The organism is Aureispira anguillae, assembly GCF_026000115.1.
Taxonomy (GTDB): Bacteria; Bacteroidota; Bacteroidia; order Chitinophagales; family Saprospiraceae; genus Aureispira; species Aureispira anguillae.
In genome coordinates this window covers 3,855,636-3,876,300 of record NZ_AP026867.1, presented here as the reverse complement: position 1 = coordinate 3,876,300, position 20,665 = coordinate 3,855,636, and the positions used below count along the sequence as shown (strand labels likewise).

Here is a 20,665-nt window from a genome sequence, read left to right as displayed (position 1 = left end):
AATTGGGCTATGCTATTTCTTTCCATTTACGAATAATATGCTCGATGTCCTGTGCAATTACAGGTTTACTAATATAATCGTTCATGCCAATATCCAAGCATTTTTGGCGGTCCTCTTGCATGGCATTTGCCGTCATTGCAATAATCAAAATGTCTTGATCAATTTTTGTATCTTTTCTAATTTGGATCGTCGTTTCATACCCATCCATTTCGGGCATTTGTATATCCATAAATATTAGATTATAAGGCTGCTGTTTGATCTGTTTCAAGGCCTCTACACCATTATTGGCAATATCGACCTGATACCCCAATTTTGCCAATACTTTACCAATGACTTTTTGATTAATAAAATCATCCTCTACAATTAAAATATTTAATGGTATTTGTTTGGACAATAGATCATTAAAGACTTTTTCTTTTTTTCTGACTTTTTGATTGACACTAAGAAAGGTATCAATCAATGTTTGGAGCAAATGTTGTTGTTTGAGCGGTTTTCTGATAAAAGAAACAAAAATTTTGTTGAAATTTTTGAAATTGGGCTTGTTGCCAGAGCTAAATAGAATAATGGGAAAAGGAGCATTGTTGTTTTTTAGTTCAATAGCGAGTTCTATGCCGTCTTTTTCAGGCATGTACGCATCCAAAATGGCTAAGTCCAAATCAGGTTTTTCTTTGAATACCGTCATGGCTTTATCTGCCGAATTGACAACATAAGCTGTAATGCCCCACTTGCTCAACAAACGTTTGATTACCCAACGGTTGGTTTCGTGATCGTCAACAACGAGTACTTTCTTATCTTTTAACAAGTGAATATTAGCATCACTAAAATTGGGCATTTCTTCCAGAATAGGAACATTGATGGTAAACGAAAAAGTAGAGCCCTGTCCTTCGGTGCTTTCTACCCATATTTGCCCTCCCATCATTTCTGCCAAAAATTTGCTAATGGCAAGCCCCAAACCAGTGCCACCATATTTTCGCTGGTTGGAATTGTCAACTTGAGTAAAGGCATCAAAGAGGTTAGATTGGCTGGCTTTGGAAATACCAATCCCTGTGTCCTTAACACTAAACATTAAATCAATTTGATTATTGTTGGAGGCAATTTTTTTGATAAAGACCAAAATTTCGCCTTTGTCGGTAAACTTAATCGCATTTCCAATTAGATTAATTAGAATTTGGCGCAATTTGCCATGGTCGCCCAAAATATAAGAAGGAACATTAGGCTCGATCCAATAATTGAGTTCTAATTTTTTATGAGCTGATTTTGGAGCATTAATTTCTAGCGCTTCTTCAATACACTCAACCAGTGAAAAAGGTTCTTGGATTAATTCATTTTGACCAGACTCTATTTTTGAAAAATCTAAAATTTCATTAATTATAATTAATAAACGTTCACCACTAATTTTTATAGCATTGAGCAATTCTTCTTGCTCCATCGTTAATTCTGTATCGTTGAGCAAATCTGTCATTCCAATTACACCATTCATTGGGGTGCGTATTTCATGGCTCATATTCGCCAAAAATTGAGACTTTGCTTGTGTAGCTTGTTCTAGTTCTTTGTTTTTTTGTTCTAATACTTTGCGATCAATTTCAAAACGATCTTTTAGTGTATTTAAAATTTGCCCAATAAGTAAGGTGGCTATAATCGTTGTTGTTGTCATAGCATAGGTCAATTCCTGAACAGAGGAATAGTATTGGATGGTAAAGTTGGGGAAAGTGTATTGGATAAGAACGAGCAAACCAAGTGTGCTAACGGAAAGTATACTACCTAACCAACGAAGATTTTTGGGGATGATTATAATAAAAATAACCAGAAGGGTAATGAAGAGAATCGGAATATTACTATAAAAGCCGCCTTTTTGATACCATAAGATAAACAGCATGGTTAGGGTATACAGGATATAGGGGATGACTAGGTATTGGAACCAGCCTTTGTTGTTGGATAAAAAATAAATGATAAAGAAAACAACAAAACTAGTAGCAATTATTACTTGAGTGACAAAGTGATAATGAAATAGAACAGATGCAATAAAAAAGAATAAGCAACCAATAATAGAGTAGAAATTAACAATATTAAAAATTCCTTCTTCTAGAGATAGGTTGGGGTTTATGTTAGGGGAAAATTGGTTTAAGTGAAATTTTTTAGGCATTTTTTGGATCTGATTTTAGGAATATCCTGATATATACTAGGAGGTGGGGGCTGCTTTATACCTCTATATAGTACTATACACATTAGGTAAATTAAGAAAAAAAAGGCTTTTTTTTTCCTTTGGGGGCATATTTATTATGATAAAATATACTAAAATTAGATAATTATAGGAACTGAAATCTTAATTTTTTGCGCTTTATTTATTGCCATAGGAGGCAAGAGATAATAATTAAAACCAATTGTAAATTTTTAATCTTAGTCCTGATATAGATACTGTTGTTTTTAACTTTGTTTGTAATTAGCTGTTTGTTAAGTGTTTATGATTTTTGTGGCTAAACACATTTTTTTTTGGTACTTAATTAGGGCAAATGATCTTGAATCCGTACTTTTGCACACGCAATTAACCCCACTAAGTTCGATTACTTTACGTTAAATACAGTTAAGAGAAGTTACTGTTATCTTAGGAAAGGAGAAAGAGCGCAAAAATAGATGCTTAAAACCTTGTGTTTTTCTAAAAAGAACTAAAAGTGGTACGCAATATGTATATATCCAATCAAAAAATAACTTATCTCTTAATTAAGTAATCGAGATAAAAAACACAAGTAAACCGCAATAATTTATATTGAGATTTGCTTACGACAACAGATTATAATTACAAATTAAAATTTAAAAAGAACCAAGATGAAGAATGTCTTAAATCTATTATCAGTTTTAACCGTAATTGCATTTATGGCATTAGGTACAACTGCCAATGCTCAAAAAATAGCTTACATTGTTTCAGAGGACATCGTTCCTGAAATGCCAGCATATAAACGTGCAAAATCGGAAGTTGAAGCTTATGGTAAACAATTGCAAAAGGTACTAGAAGCTAAGCAAAAAGAGGCACAAGATTATTACCAAGAGATTATGGAAAAAGCTCAACGTGGAGAATTGACACCAAAGCAGGAGCAAGAAGCACAGGCTAAATTGCAAAAAATGCAAGCTGATTTGCAAAAAGAAGCTGCTGATGCAGACAAAAAATTAATGGACAAAGAGGGCGAATTGACAAAACCTCTTTATCAAGAATTGGATAATGCACTAAAAAAAGTAGCCAAAGAAAACCAATATAGCTATATTCTAGATAAAAAATTCTTGCTTTATTCTGAAGGCGGAATTGATGCTACCGAAAAAGTAAAAACGGCTTTGGGTATTAGTTGGTAATTATCCCAAACGTTATAAGATATTTAAAATGATAGTCCCTTTCGCAAAAGGGACTATTTTTGTTTATATTAGTCACTAATGTTAGATTTCAGGAGTTACTTAAGCAACTTTATATAATAGAGTACAGATAATTGAATTGTTTTATGAAAAAATATCTCCAAACAAAATGGTTGTTGTTTATTGTTCTATGTAGTTCAATCGCTATTGCTACTAGTGGGCGCTTTCTAAAAATTTCCCAAAGCATGGAAAATTTTGCGGCAGCTTACCGAATTATTAACCATCAGTATGTAGACGAAACTGACCCCAATCAGTTGATGCGAATAGGGATTGATTCCATGTTGGGACATATGGACCCTTATACCAATTATTTTTCCGAAGCACAGATGGTGCAGGTTCGCATGGGAGTCAAAGGTGGATGGGATGGCATTGGAGTCGAATTGATGAAAAATAAGGAGCAAGTTATCATTAAAGAACTGGTTGAAAATACTCCTGCCGAAGAACATCACTTAAGGGTTGGAGATGTTTTGCTTAAAATTGATGGCACAGAGCTAAAGGGGAGAGCCATTGAGGATGTTTCCAAAACATTGCAGGGTAAGGCTGGAACAAAGGTGAGTATTGAAGTAATGCGCCCTTCTTCTGGCGAAGTTCGTGAGTTGGTCATAGAGCGTACCAAGGTAACCAAAAAAAATGTGCCTTATTATGGGATGGTAGACGATGAAACGGGGTATATTGTTTTGACTACTTTTTCTCAGAGAGCTGGTGCAAATGTTCAGGATGCTTTCCAAGCATTGCAAGAAGAATACAATCCTAAACAGGTTATTTTGGATTTGAGAGATAATGGCGGTGGTTTTTTGATTGAGGCGGTTAATATTTGCAATATCTTTCTAAATAAGGGCAATGAAATTGTTTATACCAAGGCTAAAATTCCAGAATGGGATCGCTCTTTTAAAACACTAAATGCACCCATTGATATTGACATTCCTCTAATTGTCTTAATGAATGGGCGTTCTGCTTCTGCTTCAGAAATTGTAGCTGGTGCTTTACAAGATTTAGATCGAGCTGTTTTGTTGGGACGCAATTCTTTTGGAAAGGGGCTTGTACAAAATACAAAGGATATTGGGTATAGTTCTAAAGTGAAATTAACAACTGCTAAATACTATATTCCAAGTGGGCGTTGTGTTCAAGCGTTGGATTATAAGGATGGTGTGCCCGTAAAGGTAGCCGATTCTCTTCGCCAAGAATTTGAAACTAAAAATGGTCGAAAGGTATACGATGGCAAAGGGTTGGAACCTGACTATGAGATTGAAGAATCTCCAAAAAGTGTTTTGTTAGAAGCCTTAATGAAGAATCACGTGATTTTTGATTATGCCAATATTTATAGAGAAGAATATGATTCAATTATAACGGCCAAAGAATTTGAATTAACAGACGATGAGCTTGAGGAGTTTGTTAAATATGCAACTAAAAGTTGGATGGAGCACACTACCAAAACAGAAAAAGCAATTGCTAAGTTAGAGAAACGTTCTAAAAAGGAAGGGACTTACCAGCAGTTGGCAGAGCAGTTTAAAAATGCTCGTCTAAAAATTGAAAAAGAAAAAAAGGCTAGCTTTGAAAAGCATAAAACAGAAGTAAAACAACAACTTGAACAAGAAATTGTGGGGCGTTATTATTATATGACTGGACAAGTTGAGAATCGTTTGGCACGAGATCAGGATGTTGCTGAAGCAATTAAATTGTTTAACAATAAGGAACGTTTTGATAAACTGCTAAAACCTTAACCAATTGAGGACTGAGCTTTATCTACCTTTTAATTGAATAATAACCTATCGAAGTATGAAATTGATGCACAAAGTAAAAAATAAATTGACTATAGGGCTTATTGTTTTGTTGGGCTTAATGGGAATTTCTACCGAGCTGAATGACTTTGAAATTGCCAAAAATTTAGAAATTTTTTCCAATATTTATCGAGAACTTAATACCTTTTATGTAGATGAGGTTGATCCTGAGTATTTGATGGAAACGGGGGTAAATGCAATGTTGAATAGCCTTGATCCATACACAACTTATATTCCAGCAGATGAAGTTGCCCAATTTCGTTCTACAATTACAGGTAAATATGGCGGAGTAGGGGCATCTATTATTAGGGGAGAAGATCATGTTATTATCTCGTTGCCTTATGAAGGAGGACCTGCCCAAAGGGCTGGCTTGCAAGTGGGCGATAAAATGCTAGAAATTGATGGGCAGAATGTGATTGGAGCTTCTATGCAAGAGGTTAGTAATAAAATGAGGGGACAAGCTAATTCTAGTGTTACGATAAAAATAGCAAGAACGGGTAGCAGTGAACCTCTGGCTTTTACTTTGAAACGGGAAGAAATCAAGGTAAATAATACCCCTTATTATGGAATGCTAGAAGGTGATTTGGCTTATATCGTTCTCAATTCTTTTTCAGAAAATGCTGGCAAAAATGTTGCTAAAGCACTAACTGAGTTAAAAGAATCCAATACGGTAAAGGGGGTTGTTTTAGATTTGCGAGGCAATACTGGAGGTTTGTTGACAGAGGCGGTCAATGTGGCGAATGTATTTCTTGATAAAGGTTCTATGGTTGTTCAAATTAAAGGACGGGACAAGGAAGGGCAGCAGGTATTTCGTACCTTAAATAATCCTGTTGATAATGAAATTCCAGTATGTGTATTAATTGACAAACGCTCTGCTTCTGCTTCGGAAATTGTTGCTGGGGCTATTCAAGATTTGGATAGAGGGGTTATTGTTGGGCAGCGTTCTTATGGGAAAGGCTTGGTTCAGAATACTAGAAATCTAAGTTTTGGGGCCAAGATTAAATTGACAACGGCTCGTTATTATATTCCAAGTGGACGTTGTATTCAAGCATTGCACTACAAAAATGGAAAACCCAAACAAATTGTAGATTCTGTCCGTACTCCTTATGAAACAATGGGAGGGCGTTTGGTTTATGATGGAGGCGGAATCAATCCAGATGTTGTCGTAGATAACCTGTCTTTTTTGAAAATTATGAAAAGCTTTCAAAAAAACTTATACCTTTTTGATTTTGCAACAGCTTATCAACTAAAACATAAAACAATTGCTAAACCTAGCGAATTTAGGTTGACAGATCAAGATTTTGAAGACTTTTTAACCTTTTTGAACCAAAAAGGATATACTTATCAAACAGAGGCAGAAAAATTATTGGTTGCTTTAGAAAAAAGTGCCAAAAAAGAAACCTACTCTGAGGCCTTAAATAACGAATTGGAGGACATCAAAGAGGTTTTGTCTAGTTCAAGACAGGGCGAATTGGTGAAGCAAAAAGATCGAATTTTAAATACCTTACAGCGGTTGATTGTGGCTCGATATTATTTTGAAAGGGGAGCTTTAGAAACAGCTAGCGATTTGGATGCTGAGCTTCAACAAGCACGACAACTATTGACCAATTCGGCAACGTATGAAAAAATATTGGCACCCGTTAAATAGCAGTAGTAAGGTTAAATGGATAGAGAGATACATATATTAGATGCGCCTAGTTTTTTGGATGGTATACCTGCTTTTGTGCTTGGTTTTGGTGGTGCTTTTTTAATTGTTTTGCTTTTTATTGCATTTCATAAATATAAGATAGGATACGGAGCTAGTCTTGGGCTGGCTCTGTTTATTTACGCCTGCTCGATTGGTACGGGAATAGGTTTGACTGGTCCTCTAGAAGATCGGACGGCCGCTTTTGTCGCTGGTTTTTGGTCACCAACGATTTATAGTTTAATGATAACGGTTTTAGTTCGCATTTTTTATAAAGGTCCTAAAAAAGAAAGTTCTAATTATGACCATTTGATCGGCTCTTAGTTTTGTTTTAAGATAAAGCAAGGTTGTTGCTATTGAATTGGTTGGTGATAAACTCTTCATTCCCTATATTATTCAAATTCCTTATGCACTGGCAGTTACTCCATAATGAGTAGACGTGCAATGCGAGTACTTTTTTCTACCAAAAACAATACAAATTAAAACATGATAGAGATAAAAACAGCAGAACCCAATCAATTGGATTCGATTGTTGCTTTGTATAAATCCTGTGGTCAAGATATGTTGCAGAAGGGCTTTGATAATTGGGGCGCAGATTATCCACCTGTTGAATCGGTACAAAAAGATATTGAAGATAAGCAGCTTTATTGTCTGATAGAGGGTAATAAATTGCTTGCTGTTATTGTATTAGATGAAAAGCAACCCGATCAATATAAGACGGTCAATTGGCAATTTCAAGCTTCCAAAATTTTAGTTGTGCATCGTTTGGCTGTAGCAATAACTGAGCGAAAAAAAGGTTATGCTCGGCAACTCATGCAATTTGCAGAAGATTATGCTTGTCAATACAATTATCCCTTAATTCGATTAGATGCCTATAGTATAAATCATAGCTTGTTGAAATTTTATGAACGACTAGGCTACCAAAGCGCTAAAGAAGCTATATATTTGGGCGCAAATATAAAACATCCTTTTATTTGCTTTGAAAAAAGGTTATCAGACAATAGAAATAGAACATAAAAAATGGTTAAGAGTACACGACTGGGGTTGATGAGTGGTTTTTTGGCAATGATGTTTATCACCTTATTGTATCTTGTTGATCCAACGTTGTTGGTAGATGGTTATGAGCGATTAACATTATTGTTATTTGCAGGAGCGATTATTTATGGCGTACAACAAGAACGACAAACCAAGTTATCCGTTAAGAAGATAGAAGAACTTGTTGAACAAGATACTGCTACAACTGATGAAAATGATGAGGTGAGTGATTTTGCTCCTTTTGGAGAGTTGTTGCAATTAGGATTTAGAACTTATGTGATTGCCTACTTTATGAAATTTGCTTTCATTTACTTTTTGTTCAATTATTACGACCCTAGTTTGATAGAATTGGTAAAGGATGCTAGTGTTGAAGTATATATGGAACATCAAGATTTTTCTAAAGATACGGAAGAAATTATCCAACAAAAAATTGCTCGATACAAAGAAGGTAATTTTGGACCAAGTTTGAAAGATGTTTTGGGAATTGGCTTAGAACTAATATTGGGTTTTATTATTGCTTTTCTTACAGCACTTTTCTTTAAAAGAGAGCAACCTGATTATTAAAATAAAATATAAATGGTTCAATGACAAGTATTGTAGAATACTAAAAGAAAAAGATTACCTTTTGCAGTAGTGAGTGTTACGACACATATAGTTTTATAGATCGTAGTTGTTAATATCTTATCACAAAACTTGTCAAAGAACTCTATAAATTAAAGAAGGAGTAATTATCAATATGGATTTAATAAAACGTGCATTAAAACTTTCAATTATAGGAGGGCTTACTTATTGGGTAGGACTTTATCTACTGCATCAAGCTCAACTTGATTTTTCTTCCCTTTCAGATTGGCTGTTTCGTGGAGTTTTAGTGATTTTTGTTGTGTTAACAATTGTTGCCACCAAAGCAGCTAAAAGTGGCTGGCTTAGTTTTAGCGAAGGGTTTAGAGTTGGGATGTTAGCAACGGGAATCTTGGCGATATTTATAGCTGTGGGAACTTGGCTGTACTGCGAATATATGTACCCATCTTATACCCATGATTATGAGCAAGAATACCGAACCATGCACTATGACAAAATGATGCGTAAATACATTGCAGAAACGTGGAAAAGAGACACCGTTACTCAGGGGGCAAGGGATACGATTCAGAGAGGGTTGGATCTGAATATTAAAAATTATACAGGGCATATGTTTACAACTCAAGGGCAGGTGCAAACGAATTTTGTCTATAGTTTTTTCTGGGGAGTAATGATTACGCTTACCGTTGCTCTATTAGCCCGAAAAGTAGAAGAATAACAGGTGCTAAAAGTTGATTGCAACCTAAGTACCTTGTCAAGTAAAATAAAAAAATACGCTATGAGCCTAAATATATCAATTGTAATTCCATTGTTGAATGAAAGCGAGTCATTGCCTGAATTAGAGGCTTGGATTCGTAAAGTAATGGAGGCGCATCAATTCTCGTATGAAGTAATCTTTGTGGATGATGGAAGTACCGATAATTCTTGGGACATTATCCAAAATTTGACCCAACTTAACCCTAATATAAAGGGAATTAAGTTTCGTAGAAATTATGGTAAATCAGCAGGGTTAAACGAAGGGTTCAAAGCAGCGACAGGAGATGTGGTATTTACTATGGATGCCGATTTACAAGATTCTCCCGATGAACTTCCAGAAATGTATCGAATGGTCATAGAAGATGGTTATGATTTGGTTTCTGGATGGAAGAAAAAGCGTTTTGATTCGTTTATAAAGAATAATACCAGCAAAATCTACAACTGGACTACTCGAAAAATGTCTGGCATTCAGTTGCATGGCTTTAATTGTGGGCTAAAAGCTTATCGAAAAGCTGTGGTTAAGAATATTGAAGTATATGGAGAAATGCACCGTTATATTCCTGTTATTGCAAACAATGCAGGATTTACCAAAATAGGTGAGAAGGCCGTTAAGCATCAAGCACGAATTCATGGCACCACTAAATTTGGTTCTGCTCGTTTTATTCGAGGACCATTAGACTTGCTTTCTATCATGTTTGTTGGGCGTTTTGGTAAGCGTCCTATGCATCTCTTTGGTCTGTGGGGAGGAGTTCTTTTTATGTTGGGCTTTTTCTCCGCTGCGGTAATTGGTATTTACAAGTTGTATTATGTGAGTTTGGGCAAGGTTGCCCCCTTGGTGACGAACAGTCCTTATTTTTACATTGCACTTACTTGTATGATTATGGGAACGCAGTTGTTTTTGGCGGGCTTTTTGGCAGAATTAGTAGCCCGAAATGCACCCAATAGAAATAAATATGGGGTAGATGAATTTTTAGGGTTATAAAAGAGCGAAATTGTAGAAACAATCGAGCAATAAAATGAGCAATGAATTATTAGATGATTTAAATTATTTAAATAAAAAAAGCCCACCATTTGTATATGTGGGCTTTTGGCGACGCTTGGCAGCTACCTTCACAGATTTTGTTGTTTTGTCATTTTTAGTCGCTCTCCTTTCTGCGCTTATTGGTTTCCTTTCTCTGCTGTTGCCAACGATAATCATTCATTTTTTAGAAGAAGTTTTTGTTTTTGTTCTCATTCTATTTTATTTTCCATTGTGGGAATTTAGTGTTTATCAAGCAACCATTGGCAAGCAATTGTTTTCAATGAAAGTTGTTGGTAGTAAGGGGCAACGCATTTCTTTTTTGCGGGCTTTGGGACGCTTTTTAGCCAAATTTATTTCGTACGCAATCAGTTTTATCGGTTTTATAATGATTATATTTACCAACAAGAAGCAAGGGTTGCACGATCTTATTGTAGATACTTATGTAGTTGAAAATAGAAAAGAATGAAAGTAGTGATTATTGGTCCAGCGCACCCATTGCGTGGTGGATTAGCAGAATTTAATGAACGCATAGCAAGGGAATTTATACATACAGGCGATGAGGTAGAAATGGTTACTTTTAGTTTGCAGTATCCCAACTTTTTATTTCCTGGCAAAACGCAATATTCTGAGGCACCTATCCCTACGGATTTATCTATAGATGTAGCCATCAATTCTGTTAATCCATTCAATTGGCTATCAATTGGGAAAAAAATACGTCAACTGAAACCTGATTTGGTTATTTGTCGTTTTTGGTTGCCTTTTATGGGGCCTTGTTTGGGGACTATTTTGAGGCAAATAAAAAAAAATAAGCACACTAAAATTGTATCCATTATTGACAATATCATTCCTCATGAGAAAAGGATAGGAGATAAGGCTTTTGCGACTTATTTTGTAAAACCTGTGGATGCTTTTGTGGTGATGTCTCGTTCGGTAGAACAGGAGTTGCAACAATTTATTACTCCCCAGCAAGCTGTGGCGTATATTCCGCATCCTATTTATGATAGTTATGGTGCTCACTGGAACAAAAAAGAAGCTTGTAAGCGATTGGATTTGTCAGTAGATCAGCCTTATATGTTGTTTTTTGGATTTATTCGGAAATATAAGGGCTTGGATATTTTGTTGGAAGCAATGGCAGATCCTCGAATTCGAGCATTGGGAGTACAGCTAATTGTTGCAGGAGAATATTACGACAATCAGGCATTTTATGAAGACATTATACAGAAAAATAAACTTCAGGACTTATTGGTTCTACGAACAGACTTTATTCCTAAGGATAAAGTAGGGGCTTATTTTGGCGCTGCGGATATTGTTGTTCAACCTTATCGAACAGCCACTCAAAGTGGCATTTCTCAGTTAGCTTATCATTTTGAAGTGCCTATGTTGGTCACCAAAGTTGGGGGCTTGCCAGAAGTAGTAGAAGATGGAAAGGTAGGTTATGTGGTCACGCCCAAAGCTCCTAAAGAGGTAGCGGATGCAATTGTTGATTTTTATACCAATCAACGAGCTGCTTCTTTTCGAGAACAAGTACGGGAACGAAAAAAAGATTTCTCTTGGTCAAATTTACTCGATGGGATCAAGAATTTGATTAAAAGTTAAGGGCATGTTTATCCTTAACAAAATTTGAACATACTCTAAATACTCAAAAATAAAAATAGGAGCTAGTCAAAGACTACTCTATAAACTCAGATAAAATGAAAGACAATCAAGAAAAATTATACGAAGCATTTGGCGAATTATTGTATGTGGTTGCGATGGCAGATGGTTTGATCCAAGAATCTGAAATCTCTGCTTTAGAAAAAGTCTTGGCTACTCATCCTTGGGCAGCAGATATTAAATGGTCTTTTGAATACGAACGCAAGAAACAATCTTCTGTAGAAGAGGTCTATGCCAAAGTATTGGATTATTGCACGTATGTAGGTCCACAAGCTGAATATCAAAATATGTTGGATGTGATGGATGCGATGGCTAAGGCAAGCGAGGGAATTGACGAAAATGAACAAAAAGTAATCAATACCTTTGTGCATACCCTAACAGAACGCTTTAGAAATGATATAGAGAAGCTAGGCTAAATAACGACGATAAGTTTACAAACCCCATTAATTATAAGAGATGAACCTTTCCAATAAAGCTTGTGATGAATTAACTGTAATTGCTCAAACTATAAAAAAATGGCTGGACACTTATTATGCTAAGGAAGCTATTTTGGAGCAACAACCAGATGTTGTCGCTAAAAAGGAACAATTAGAGGATACTCTTGAAACGATTGTTACCATACTCAAAACTCAGAAAACAAAGCTTACGAATACCCCTTTGCATTTAAAATGGCGAAGTGAGGATAAATGGAATACAATAAACTCACCTTTTGATATACGATTTTGGGGGGCTTTTCCTGAGAGTGGATTTGATAGAACGAAAATAAAAACCAAAGCTGTTTTTACTTTTGGAACTCAGAAAGTAGAAGGGACAATAAGTGAAGTCCAAGACTGGGAGAGTGCAAGTTATGTATGTTTGGGGTACAAATGTGAAGCAGCATGGCCGACCGATTTTTTGAGTGGTGAGGTTGCTGTAAAAATTGAAATTAGTTATGGAAAGCTAAAAGATCAGTTAAGCAAGACTTTGACTGTAAAAGGAATTAGCCCTGAAGGACAAGCCGTATTGGATTTTCTAAATGGGATAAAAGAGGATAACGTACTACGAAAAGAGGCTTGGGAGTATGCTACAGATGGAGAGTTACAGCCCGATAGGTTCAAAACCATGGACCAACTTAGTCCTGTTATGCATAAACTGGAAAGCTTGATTAAAAAATTGGAAGCCCTTCAAAATTTGTATCAAAATTTTGCACACAAAGACATTCTTGCTGGTTTAATGAAACTTAGTTCTGATGCCTTAGAGCAAGCCCATTTTGGAGGACATAAAAAAGTAGTTTGGGCAAAGGGAAGTACCGCAAAGTTGAACCTTGACTATTTAGAGCGATGGGAATTTCCTAATAAATTTGAAGCCACTTTCTTGGCTCCTCTAAAGACAAATTTAAAGATAGTAAAGGGCAAAATTGATAAAATTAATGAAGAACAGGAAATAGCAAAAGGTAATTACCTTGCTGCAAAAGGAATCATTGAACAAAAGAGTCCGATTGGGGGAACTTTGTTGACGAAAATATACGCCATTACTCAATTGGATCGAGATTTTGTAATCCTTAAAACCAATCATCCTGATCTGGTAAGCCCTGATGGAACAGATGCCTTTAAGCTTATTCAGAAAGAAAAAGATACAATTGATGATATTCAGAAGGAGTTAAATCGTATTTACACTGCTTACAAAACTACCTGTACCGAATTGTTGGAAACCTACCACAGTTTGTATAAAGGGTATAGTGGGAAATTAATAGATAAAGGATTGGCAGAGGAAGCCAAAACATTAAAAAAGGCAGCCAAAAGGGCAAAAAAAGAATTGCCTGCAAAACTAGAACTCCATATTCTAGAAGCAAAGAACAGCTTAAAATTTCATGCCTTTATTTTTAAGGGAATTGATGCGCTATTGAAGCAAGCCAATGCATTTTATAAGGCGGTTACGGATCAAAAAGGGGATTTTTATAGAATCAAAAAAGATTTTGGAGTAATTGATATTTCTGGTGCAGCTCCTTCTATCAAGGCCTATGATCCTTTGTTTAGAGACAAAACAGGAAAAAATACGACAAAAGGAAATTTGACAACAACCTATAAACATAGTGAACACACTACTTTAGTAGACAAAAAAGGAATTAATCCTGAAGATGTAGATCAAGGTGGTTTGGGAGATTGTTATTTCTTGTCAGCAGTAACTTCTTTAGCAGCATCTTCACCCGAAAAGATTTATGGAGGAGAAGATTCGATTATTCAAGGACCCAATAAAGATGGGGAATATACCGTAAAACTTTATGTGCCTGATGAAAGAGGCATTCCTAAGCGGGTAAATATACAGGTTGATCCAAGTTTTGTAACCAAAAAGGTCACTAAAAGAAATGCGTCTATTTCTGAATCACCCAAACAATCTCAGGTCTTTACACAGCGAAGCAAAGATAAAGAAATGTGGCCTCAGCTATTGGAAAAAGCATTGGCACAACTAGAAGGTTCTTATAGTGAAATAACAGGCGGCAAAAAAGAGATTGACTTAAGGGGAATTCAAATTTTGACAGGCGAAAAGATCAATTATCATCAACTGTCTGGTGGTATTGAAAAACCGATTAATGAACTGGTGCAAATTTATAACCATACCCAAAAGGTTCCTGTAGCTCAGTTTGGTACCAAAAGCACTTTGGTGGCAGATGCAAAAGTAGAAGAGGACAAAGAACTGAAAAAGGTTAAACCTGCCTCTGGAGAAGGCTATATCTTATACGAATTTGATAAAAAGAAGATTCGGCTTTATCAAAACCATGCCTATTCTTTAAAAGAAATTCAAAACAATGGAACAGGAGCAGAAATTTTTGTTTTAAAAAATCCGCACAATGATTCTGAGCTAAAAAAGACTGGTGGTGTAGAGATTAAAATTGATCGTGAGCAATTGAAAAAATACTTTGATAGTATTATTATTACTCCTTAAAATTTTGATAAAAAATAGCTCTTGGGATACCCTGAGAGCTATTCTTTTATAATTTTTTCTTGAAAATTTAAAAATTACCTGTCTTAAGATGCTGAAAAAAATATTCCCATTCTTTGTTGTTATTGCATTTAGCTGGTGCAGTTGTGCTCCAAAACTACTTAGCCTAGAAGGGCAGCATATTACAATTATTCCTGATTCTGTTTTTGCAAAAAAAAATTTAAAAGAATTAACTATTAATGGAACAGAAATAGATTCATTATCACCTAACATAGGCGTTTTGCAAGAGCTTGAAACACTTGATATAGACGGAAACTCTAGGTTAATTTATTTACCCAATGAAATAGGGAAGTTGACGAAACTTAAAAACTTATCTTTACAATATAATAAGTTGGATACTTTACCTACCTCTATAGCTAATTTAAAAGGATTGGAATGTTTAACTTTAAAGGAGGGAAGATTGCGTACAATCCCTTCTTTTTTACGTCAGCTGCCTCAATTAAAAGAATTGCATTTAAGCGGTCAGATGCTTCTCTTAGATAAAAAATCTTCTTTGTGGAAATTAGAACATTTGCAAGAACTTTCTATTGATAACAAAACCTTAAATTCTTTGCCCAAAGAAATTAATCAACTAAAGAAGCTAAAAAAACTAACCTTAAGAAGTACAGAACTAACAGACGCTTTAGCACTAAATCTAAATACTAGTGCTTTAAAAAATTTGACAAATCTTAGCTTAAAGAACAATCAACTTAATTCTTTTCCCAGTCACTTAGCAGAGCTCCAGTCCTTAAAAAAGCTAGATTTAACTAGTAATAAAATATATGCTGGTTCATTCCCTCAGTATATGGATCAGTTAAATAATTTGGAGGAATTATATTTGAGTTATAATCCTATTCAGTTTATTCCTGAATGTATAGGTGATCTTAAAAGTTTAGAAGTATTTTTTGCACATCATACAGAAATAGATACCCTACCAGAGTATTTTGCAAAGCTTGAAAATTTAAAAAATTTAAATCTTGCTTACACTTTAATTAGAAATTTACCCCAAACATTAACCAAACTTAAAAAATTAAGAAACCTACATATTGCTTTTACAAGAATAGAGGAATTGCCAGAATGGATTGGAGAACTAAAGGAATTAAGAACACTTAATCTTAGGTATACAAGGCTTCGAAAATTGCCAAAGAGTATTGGTCAACTCAAACGGCTAGAATATTTGGATATTGGTGATGTTTGGTGGTTGAAAGAATTGCCTAAGAGTATTAAAAAGTTGCAGAACTTAAAAAAGATAACTATTTCTAGGCATAATTCAGCTATAAAGAGACAAATAAAAGAATATTTACCTAATTGTCAAATACATGAAATGTAAAGAGTTAATTATTAAGAAAAAAAGAAACTTTCTTTTATCCTTTTATTGTGCTGTTTTATTGGGGCTGAGTAGTTGTGCCCCTCAATCCTATATCTTAGAGGGGAAGGAAGTGCATGTTGTTCCTGAAATAGTTTTTGCACAAAAAGAATTAAAACAGTTAAGCATTTCAGGAACAAGTATAGAAGTGTTCCCTGATAAACTAAGCACTTTAAAAAAATTAAAACGCCTAGATTTAAGCAACAATAAACTTTGCAAAGTGCCTTCTTTTTTAGGAAAGCTAACCCATCTTAGGGAGCTTTCCTTGGCCAATAATGGGCTGCATCAAATGGCTACAACTGCTCCAATTTGGGATATTAATTATGTAGAAAGATTGGCTAAAGAAGAAGCTTATGCTTATCAGGAATATTTGGATACCAATCGTTCTCAACAACTCAGTAGCATAGCTGCATCCAAGGCAACTACCTTGTCTAAGGATATTAATTATATTCAACTATTAAAAGATAGGAGTAGTTGGAATAGTAAAGCCATCCATTTCCCCAGAACTCCTGAACACATGCAATACATACAAGCTATTTTTGATAAAGATTTAGAAGCTTTTCCACAAGAAATTAACCAACTTACCCAATTAAAAAGCTTAGAGTTGCAAGGAAATTTATACACAGATGCTTTTGTAAAGGGCTTAGACCCTGTGGCATTAAAGGAGTTAAAAACACTAAATCTCAGCAACAATGCTTTGATAACTTTTCCAATGCATTTGGGGAAATTAAAGCAACTGGAGTCTTTAGATTTGAGTCATAATGCAATTGAAACACTTCCCGACAACATTCAAGGCTTTGAGCAATTAAAATACTTAGATTTAAGTCATACACATATCTATATCATTCCTAGAAGCCTAGAGAAATTGGAATATTTAGAGTCTTTGAATTTAAGCCATCTTGGAGGACTAAAATTATCTAAAGCTGTAGGCAAACTCCACCACTTAAAATCTCTTGATTTAAACAATGCTTCTTTTGAAGCATTACCACTCAATATTGGCGATTTACAACAGTTGGAATATTTAAACCTTAAAGGTTCTAGAATCAAAGACTTACCAGAAGGTTTTAAAACCTTAAAAAATTTAAAAAAAATAGTGCTTTCAGAAGATCAACAAAAAATTAGAGCACAGATAAAAAAGCATTTGCCCAATTGCGAGATTGTTATCTTATAATCCTAACAAAAAAATAGCGCTTTGGAGACCTCCAAAGCGCTATTGCTAAGTATAAATTTACCTTCTTATTTTTCATCTTCATTTAGACCCAAGAGGTGATTGTCATCCATAGGCGTAGGTATATTATCTGCTGTAGTAATAGCAGCAGAGTTAGTATTGGTAGTAGTAGCGGTAGCACTCGGAACCACAGGAGTTGCTTGAGTATTATTGGGTGCTACAACATAAACGGGTTGCGCAGGATTATTTTTGATGCTATCCTCAGAAGGATTGCTAAATAAGTTAGCAATGACACGTTGTGTACTATTAAGAATGTCAAAGGTAAACGTATCGCTATAACCTACAAAAAAGGCAACCAATAAAGGCAATAATTCATTTTGATTCTTTCCTGTGAGTACCAAACTAAAAAGCGCAAGATAAATAGCTGCTCCCATCACTACCCCCAATACAGGGCGAATAATCACCCATTTGAGCGTGTTTCCAAAATCGTAAACAGGTTTTTTATAGAATTGGGTTAACATAGCGGCAAAACTTCCAATAAAACTCCAAATTCCAATCCCTAAAGGAATACCAATAATAGGATAGTCACGAACTGTTTCCCATTCAACCCCTTGCTTGTACAGGATAAAAACCAAAATTCCAAACGAAAGAATCGTGGTAGCTACTCCTGTTAAAACGTTGATAGTTGTTTTTTTAGCCCGCTCCAAACTCTGCGCCTTTAGGGCAAGAATGCGTTGTACATTTTCTTGCATGTCATTGGCAGTATTAATAATTTGAATGGCTCTTTGAATGGTCATTTTCCCATCTGTTGTTTCTTTGTTTTCTTCTTCTAAAACACTCTCCAATGCATTCATTTGGTTTAGTGCTGCTAGCGCATCTGCATGAAAATCTTCATACCCAATTTGCTTCACTTTATTTTCCATTGAATTATCCAAGTAGATGGAATTGTAGAATGCAATAATTTTTGGAAAAATAGCATCAATATTAGCTCTGTCAAAGGTCAATGCATCTGAGATGATTTTTAATTCTTTGATGGTCTTTTGGTCAACATCGTTACGGCTAAGTTCATTAATGCTATTGAGTAGTTTTTGATATTCTTCAGTTTTATTCTTGTGTTTGCTTTTGTAGTGAATGTTTAAGTATTCAGCCGTCATTAGGGCATTGTGCAATTGACGGAGGTTGGATAAATTTTCTTTTACCTCTGTGAACAAAGCTTTGGCTTGGGCCTCTATATCTACTGTTCTTCCTTGTGTCTGAAAGGGTGTCTCAGACGACTTACTCCAACTTAAGGATTTTACAGGAATATTTTTTTTGCTTTTGGAAACTTGCAATGATGAAGGAGAAACTTGTTGAAATATAATAGGTTGCTGTTGTGTAGAGCGCTGTTGTATATTAGGGTTATTGGTTGCCATGGTAAAAATAGTTGTGATGAATAAAATGGGGATTTTTTACCCTTTAGTTGTGTCATTAGTTCAATCACTAGCTTTTTCAAAAACGAATGAGCTACGACTGTGTAGTGCCTAAGCGAGTATTTTGTGTTCTGTCTTTGTTTTGATTGCTAAAACAAGTAAGCTGTGTTTGCCAAGCCCACCAACAAAGTGAACGATACCAAAATAGATTGCAACTATTTTGCAGTTTAATGCACTAAACCTCCTTTAAGATAAGAAAAAAGATAAAGATAGATAATTTAAATCTATAGAATCTTTAAAGAAGTGCTAAACAGTCTTTTAGGCTATCTCTCCAGTAAGGAATCTGCAAACCAAACGTGTCCTTAATTTTGTGCTTATTTAAGAGACTAAATGGAGGGCGTTGAGCAGGCGTAGGATAATCTTTGGTTTCTATAGGACTAACCGAACAGTCTACTGCTTCTAATTCAAAAATGGCAGTGGCAAAATCATACCAAGAACAAACTCCCTCATTGCTATAATGATAAATTCCCCTAAAATTGGAAGGTTGTTGTTGTATAATATCTAGGATGGCTTTAGCCAAATCCCTAGCATAAGTAGGGCTACCGATTTGATCAAAAATAACCGTTAATTGATCTCGATCTCTACCCAAACGCAGCATCGTTTTTACAAAATTGTTACCAAAAGAAGAATAAACCCAAGAGGTGCGAATGACTAAGGTTTCTGGGTTGTTGTCTAAAGCGACAATTTCCCCTGCCAATTTAGTTTTGCCATAAACGCTTTGAGGACTGGTAAGATCCTCTTCTTTGAAAGGCGTATTTTGACTGTTATGATAGACATAATCGGTTGATATTTGGACGAACCTTACTTGATGTTTTTGGCAAGCGAGTGCTAGATTTTTGCTTCCAGCAACATTGATCAATTCTGCCATAGCTTCATCCGATTCTGCTTTGTCAACAGCGGTATAAGCAGCACAATTAATACAATAGTCAAAAGCTGTTTGTTCGAAAAAAGCAGCGACCAAAGCAGCATCACAAATGTCGAGTTGATCTTTGTCAACAAAAACGAAAGAAAATATAGGGTATTGGGTTGCCAAAGCTTGTAATTCGCTTCCTACTTGCCCATTTGCACCAGTTACTAGAATCTTCATAAGATGATGGTATCAATTTTTAATAACTCAATTCTACTTAATTATTAGGAATGACTAAAAGGTAAAGCTGCCTCGATGTTCTCCCAAAACAGGCAACACTAAATCCTTTTCTGATAGTTGTGCCTTTTCGAGATCTATTTTCCAATCAATAGCCAATTGTGGGTCGTTATAAATGAGTCCTCCTTCACTTTCTTTATGATAAAAGTTATCGCATTTATAAAAGAATTCTGCGGTTTCAGAAAGTACGACATACCCGTGAGCAAAACCTCTAGGAACAAAAAGCTGTTTTTTGTTTTCTGCACTTAATTCAATGCTATATGATTTTCCATAAGTAGGGGAACCCTCTCTTAAATCAACAACTACATCCAAAACAGAGCCTTCAATAACACGAACTAGTTTGGCTTGTGCATGTTCTCCCAATTGATAATGTAGCCCTCTCAAAACTCCATAGGTAGAACGGGCTTGGTTATCTTGAACAAATACAGCATCAATTCCTGCTTCTTTAAAGCTGTTTGCATTAAAGCTTTCATAAAAATAACCCCTGTGATCTCCAAAAATTCTAGGTTCAAAAACAATAAGACCTGGAAAATCAGTTTCAATAAATGCCATAGTTTGATGATTGATAGATTTGTAGTATAGCTGAAGCACTAAGGATATAATTATGGAGCATAATTTATTTGGCTTCAATTAAAGAATAATACTTGATTCTAACCGT

Annotated in this window: 18 protein-coding genes; 14 read left to right on the top strand and 4 right to left on the bottom strand. The window is 35.2% G+C overall.

What is annotated here, in order from left to right; genetic code table 11:
• Positions 1-7: 7 nt before the first annotated feature.
• A complete protein-coding gene (locus AsAng_RS15160; protein WP_264787937.1) occupies positions 8-2,143 on the bottom strand; it encodes a response regulator in 2,136 nt (711 codons plus the stop codon).
• A gap of 680 nt (positions 2,144-2,823) precedes the next feature.
• On the opposite strand from AsAng_RS15160, the gene AsAng_RS15155 reads away from it, so the two are divergent.
• From AsAng_RS15155 to AsAng_RS15090, 14 genes are all read left to right on the top strand, one after another.
• The gene (locus AsAng_RS15155; protein WP_264787936.1) at positions 2,824-3,342 is read left to right on the top strand and encodes an OmpH family outer membrane protein; all 519 of its coding nucleotides are present in this window, start codon (positions 2,824-2,826) and stop codon (positions 3,340-3,342) included.
• A gap of 143 nt (positions 3,343-3,485) precedes the next feature.
• Positions 3,486-5,120: a S41 family peptidase gene (locus AsAng_RS15150; protein WP_264787935.1), complete on the top strand. Its 1,635-nt coding sequence runs from the start codon at positions 3,486-3,488 to the stop codon at positions 5,118-5,120.
• Between the two features lie 55 nt (positions 5,121-5,175).
• Positions 5,176-6,825: a S41 family peptidase gene (locus AsAng_RS15145; RefSeq protein ID WP_264787934.1), complete on the top strand. Its 1,650-nt coding sequence runs from the start codon at positions 5,176-5,178 to the stop codon at positions 6,823-6,825.
• A gap of 15 nt (positions 6,826-6,840) precedes the next feature.
• Positions 6,841-7,185 (top strand): hypothetical protein, encoded by a 345-nt coding sequence (locus tag AsAng_RS15140; protein WP_264787933.1) that lies wholly within the window; start codon positions 6,841-6,843, stop codon positions 7,183-7,185.
• A 162-nt stretch (positions 7,186-7,347) separates the two neighbouring features.
• A complete protein-coding gene (locus AsAng_RS15135; protein ID WP_264787932.1) occupies positions 7,348-7,878 on the top strand; it encodes a GNAT family N-acetyltransferase in 531 nt (176 codons plus the stop codon).
• A 3-nt stretch (positions 7,879-7,881) separates the two neighbouring features.
• Positions 7,882-8,460: a DUF4199 domain-containing protein gene (locus tag AsAng_RS15130; RefSeq protein ID WP_264787931.1), complete on the top strand. Its 579-nt coding sequence runs from the start codon at positions 7,882-7,884 to the stop codon at positions 8,458-8,460.
• A gap of 172 nt (positions 8,461-8,632) precedes the next feature.
• Positions 8,633-9,190 (top strand): DUF4199 domain-containing protein, encoded by a 558-nt coding sequence (locus AsAng_RS15125; protein ID WP_264787930.1) that lies wholly within the window; start codon positions 8,633-8,635, stop codon positions 9,188-9,190.
• A 60-nt stretch (positions 9,191-9,250) separates the two neighbouring features.
• Positions 9,251-10,210: a glycosyltransferase family 2 protein gene (locus AsAng_RS15120; protein ID WP_264787929.1), complete on the top strand. Its 960-nt coding sequence runs from the start codon at positions 9,251-9,253 to the stop codon at positions 10,208-10,210.
• 34 nt (positions 10,211-10,244) lie between these two features.
• Positions 10,245-10,715 carry an RDD family protein gene (locus tag AsAng_RS15115; RefSeq protein ID WP_264787928.1) on the top strand — a complete coding sequence of 157 codons (471 nt, stop codon included), beginning with the start codon at positions 10,245-10,247 and terminating at the stop codon, positions 10,713-10,715.
• The gene (locus tag AsAng_RS15110) at positions 10,712-11,845 is read left to right on the top strand and encodes a glycosyltransferase (RefSeq protein ID WP_264787927.1); all 1,134 of its coding nucleotides are present in this window, start codon (positions 10,712-10,714) and stop codon (positions 11,843-11,845) included. The genes AsAng_RS15115 and AsAng_RS15110 overlap by 4 nt, the downstream gene beginning before the upstream one ends.
• A 95-nt stretch (positions 11,846-11,940) precedes the next feature.
• Positions 11,941-12,318 carry a TerB family tellurite resistance protein gene (locus AsAng_RS15105; RefSeq protein WP_264787926.1) on the top strand — a complete coding sequence of 126 codons (378 nt, stop codon included), beginning with the start codon at positions 11,941-11,943 and terminating at the stop codon, positions 12,316-12,318.
• 40 nt (positions 12,319-12,358) lie between these two features.
• Positions 12,359-14,824 (top strand): C2 family cysteine protease, encoded by a 2,466-nt coding sequence (locus AsAng_RS15100; protein WP_264787925.1) that lies wholly within the window; start codon positions 12,359-12,361, stop codon positions 14,822-14,824.
• Between the two features lie 88 nt (positions 14,825-14,912).
• Positions 14,913-16,190 carry a leucine-rich repeat domain-containing protein gene (locus AsAng_RS15095; protein WP_264787924.1) on the top strand — a complete coding sequence of 426 codons (1,278 nt, stop codon included), beginning with the start codon at positions 14,913-14,915 and terminating at the stop codon, positions 16,188-16,190.
• Positions 16,180-17,397, top strand: coding sequence for a leucine-rich repeat domain-containing protein (locus tag AsAng_RS15090; protein ID WP_264787923.1), 1,218 nt, complete (start codon positions 16,180-16,182; stop codon positions 17,395-17,397). The genes AsAng_RS15095 and AsAng_RS15090 overlap by 11 nt, the downstream gene beginning before the upstream one ends.
• 65 nt (positions 17,398-17,462) lie before the next feature.
• On the opposite strand, the gene AsAng_RS15085 is transcribed toward AsAng_RS15090, so the two are convergent.
• From AsAng_RS15085 to rfbC, 3 genes are all read right to left on the bottom strand, one after another.
• Positions 17,463-18,806, bottom strand: a complete 1,344-nt coding sequence (locus AsAng_RS15085; protein WP_264787922.1) for a hypothetical protein — start codon at positions 18,804-18,806, stop codon at positions 17,463-17,465.
• A 292-nt stretch (positions 18,807-19,098) separates the two neighbouring features.
• A complete protein-coding gene (gene rfbD / locus AsAng_RS15080; protein WP_264787921.1) occupies positions 19,099-19,950 on the bottom strand; it encodes a dTDP-4-dehydrorhamnose reductase in 852 nt (283 codons plus the stop codon).
• Between the two features lie 54 nt (positions 19,951-20,004).
• Complete coding sequence (gene rfbC, locus AsAng_RS15075; protein ID WP_264787920.1) at positions 20,005-20,559, bottom strand: dTDP-4-dehydrorhamnose 3,5-epimerase; 555 nt, start codon at positions 20,557-20,559, stop codon at positions 20,005-20,007.
• Positions 20,560-20,665 lie beyond the last annotated feature (106 nt).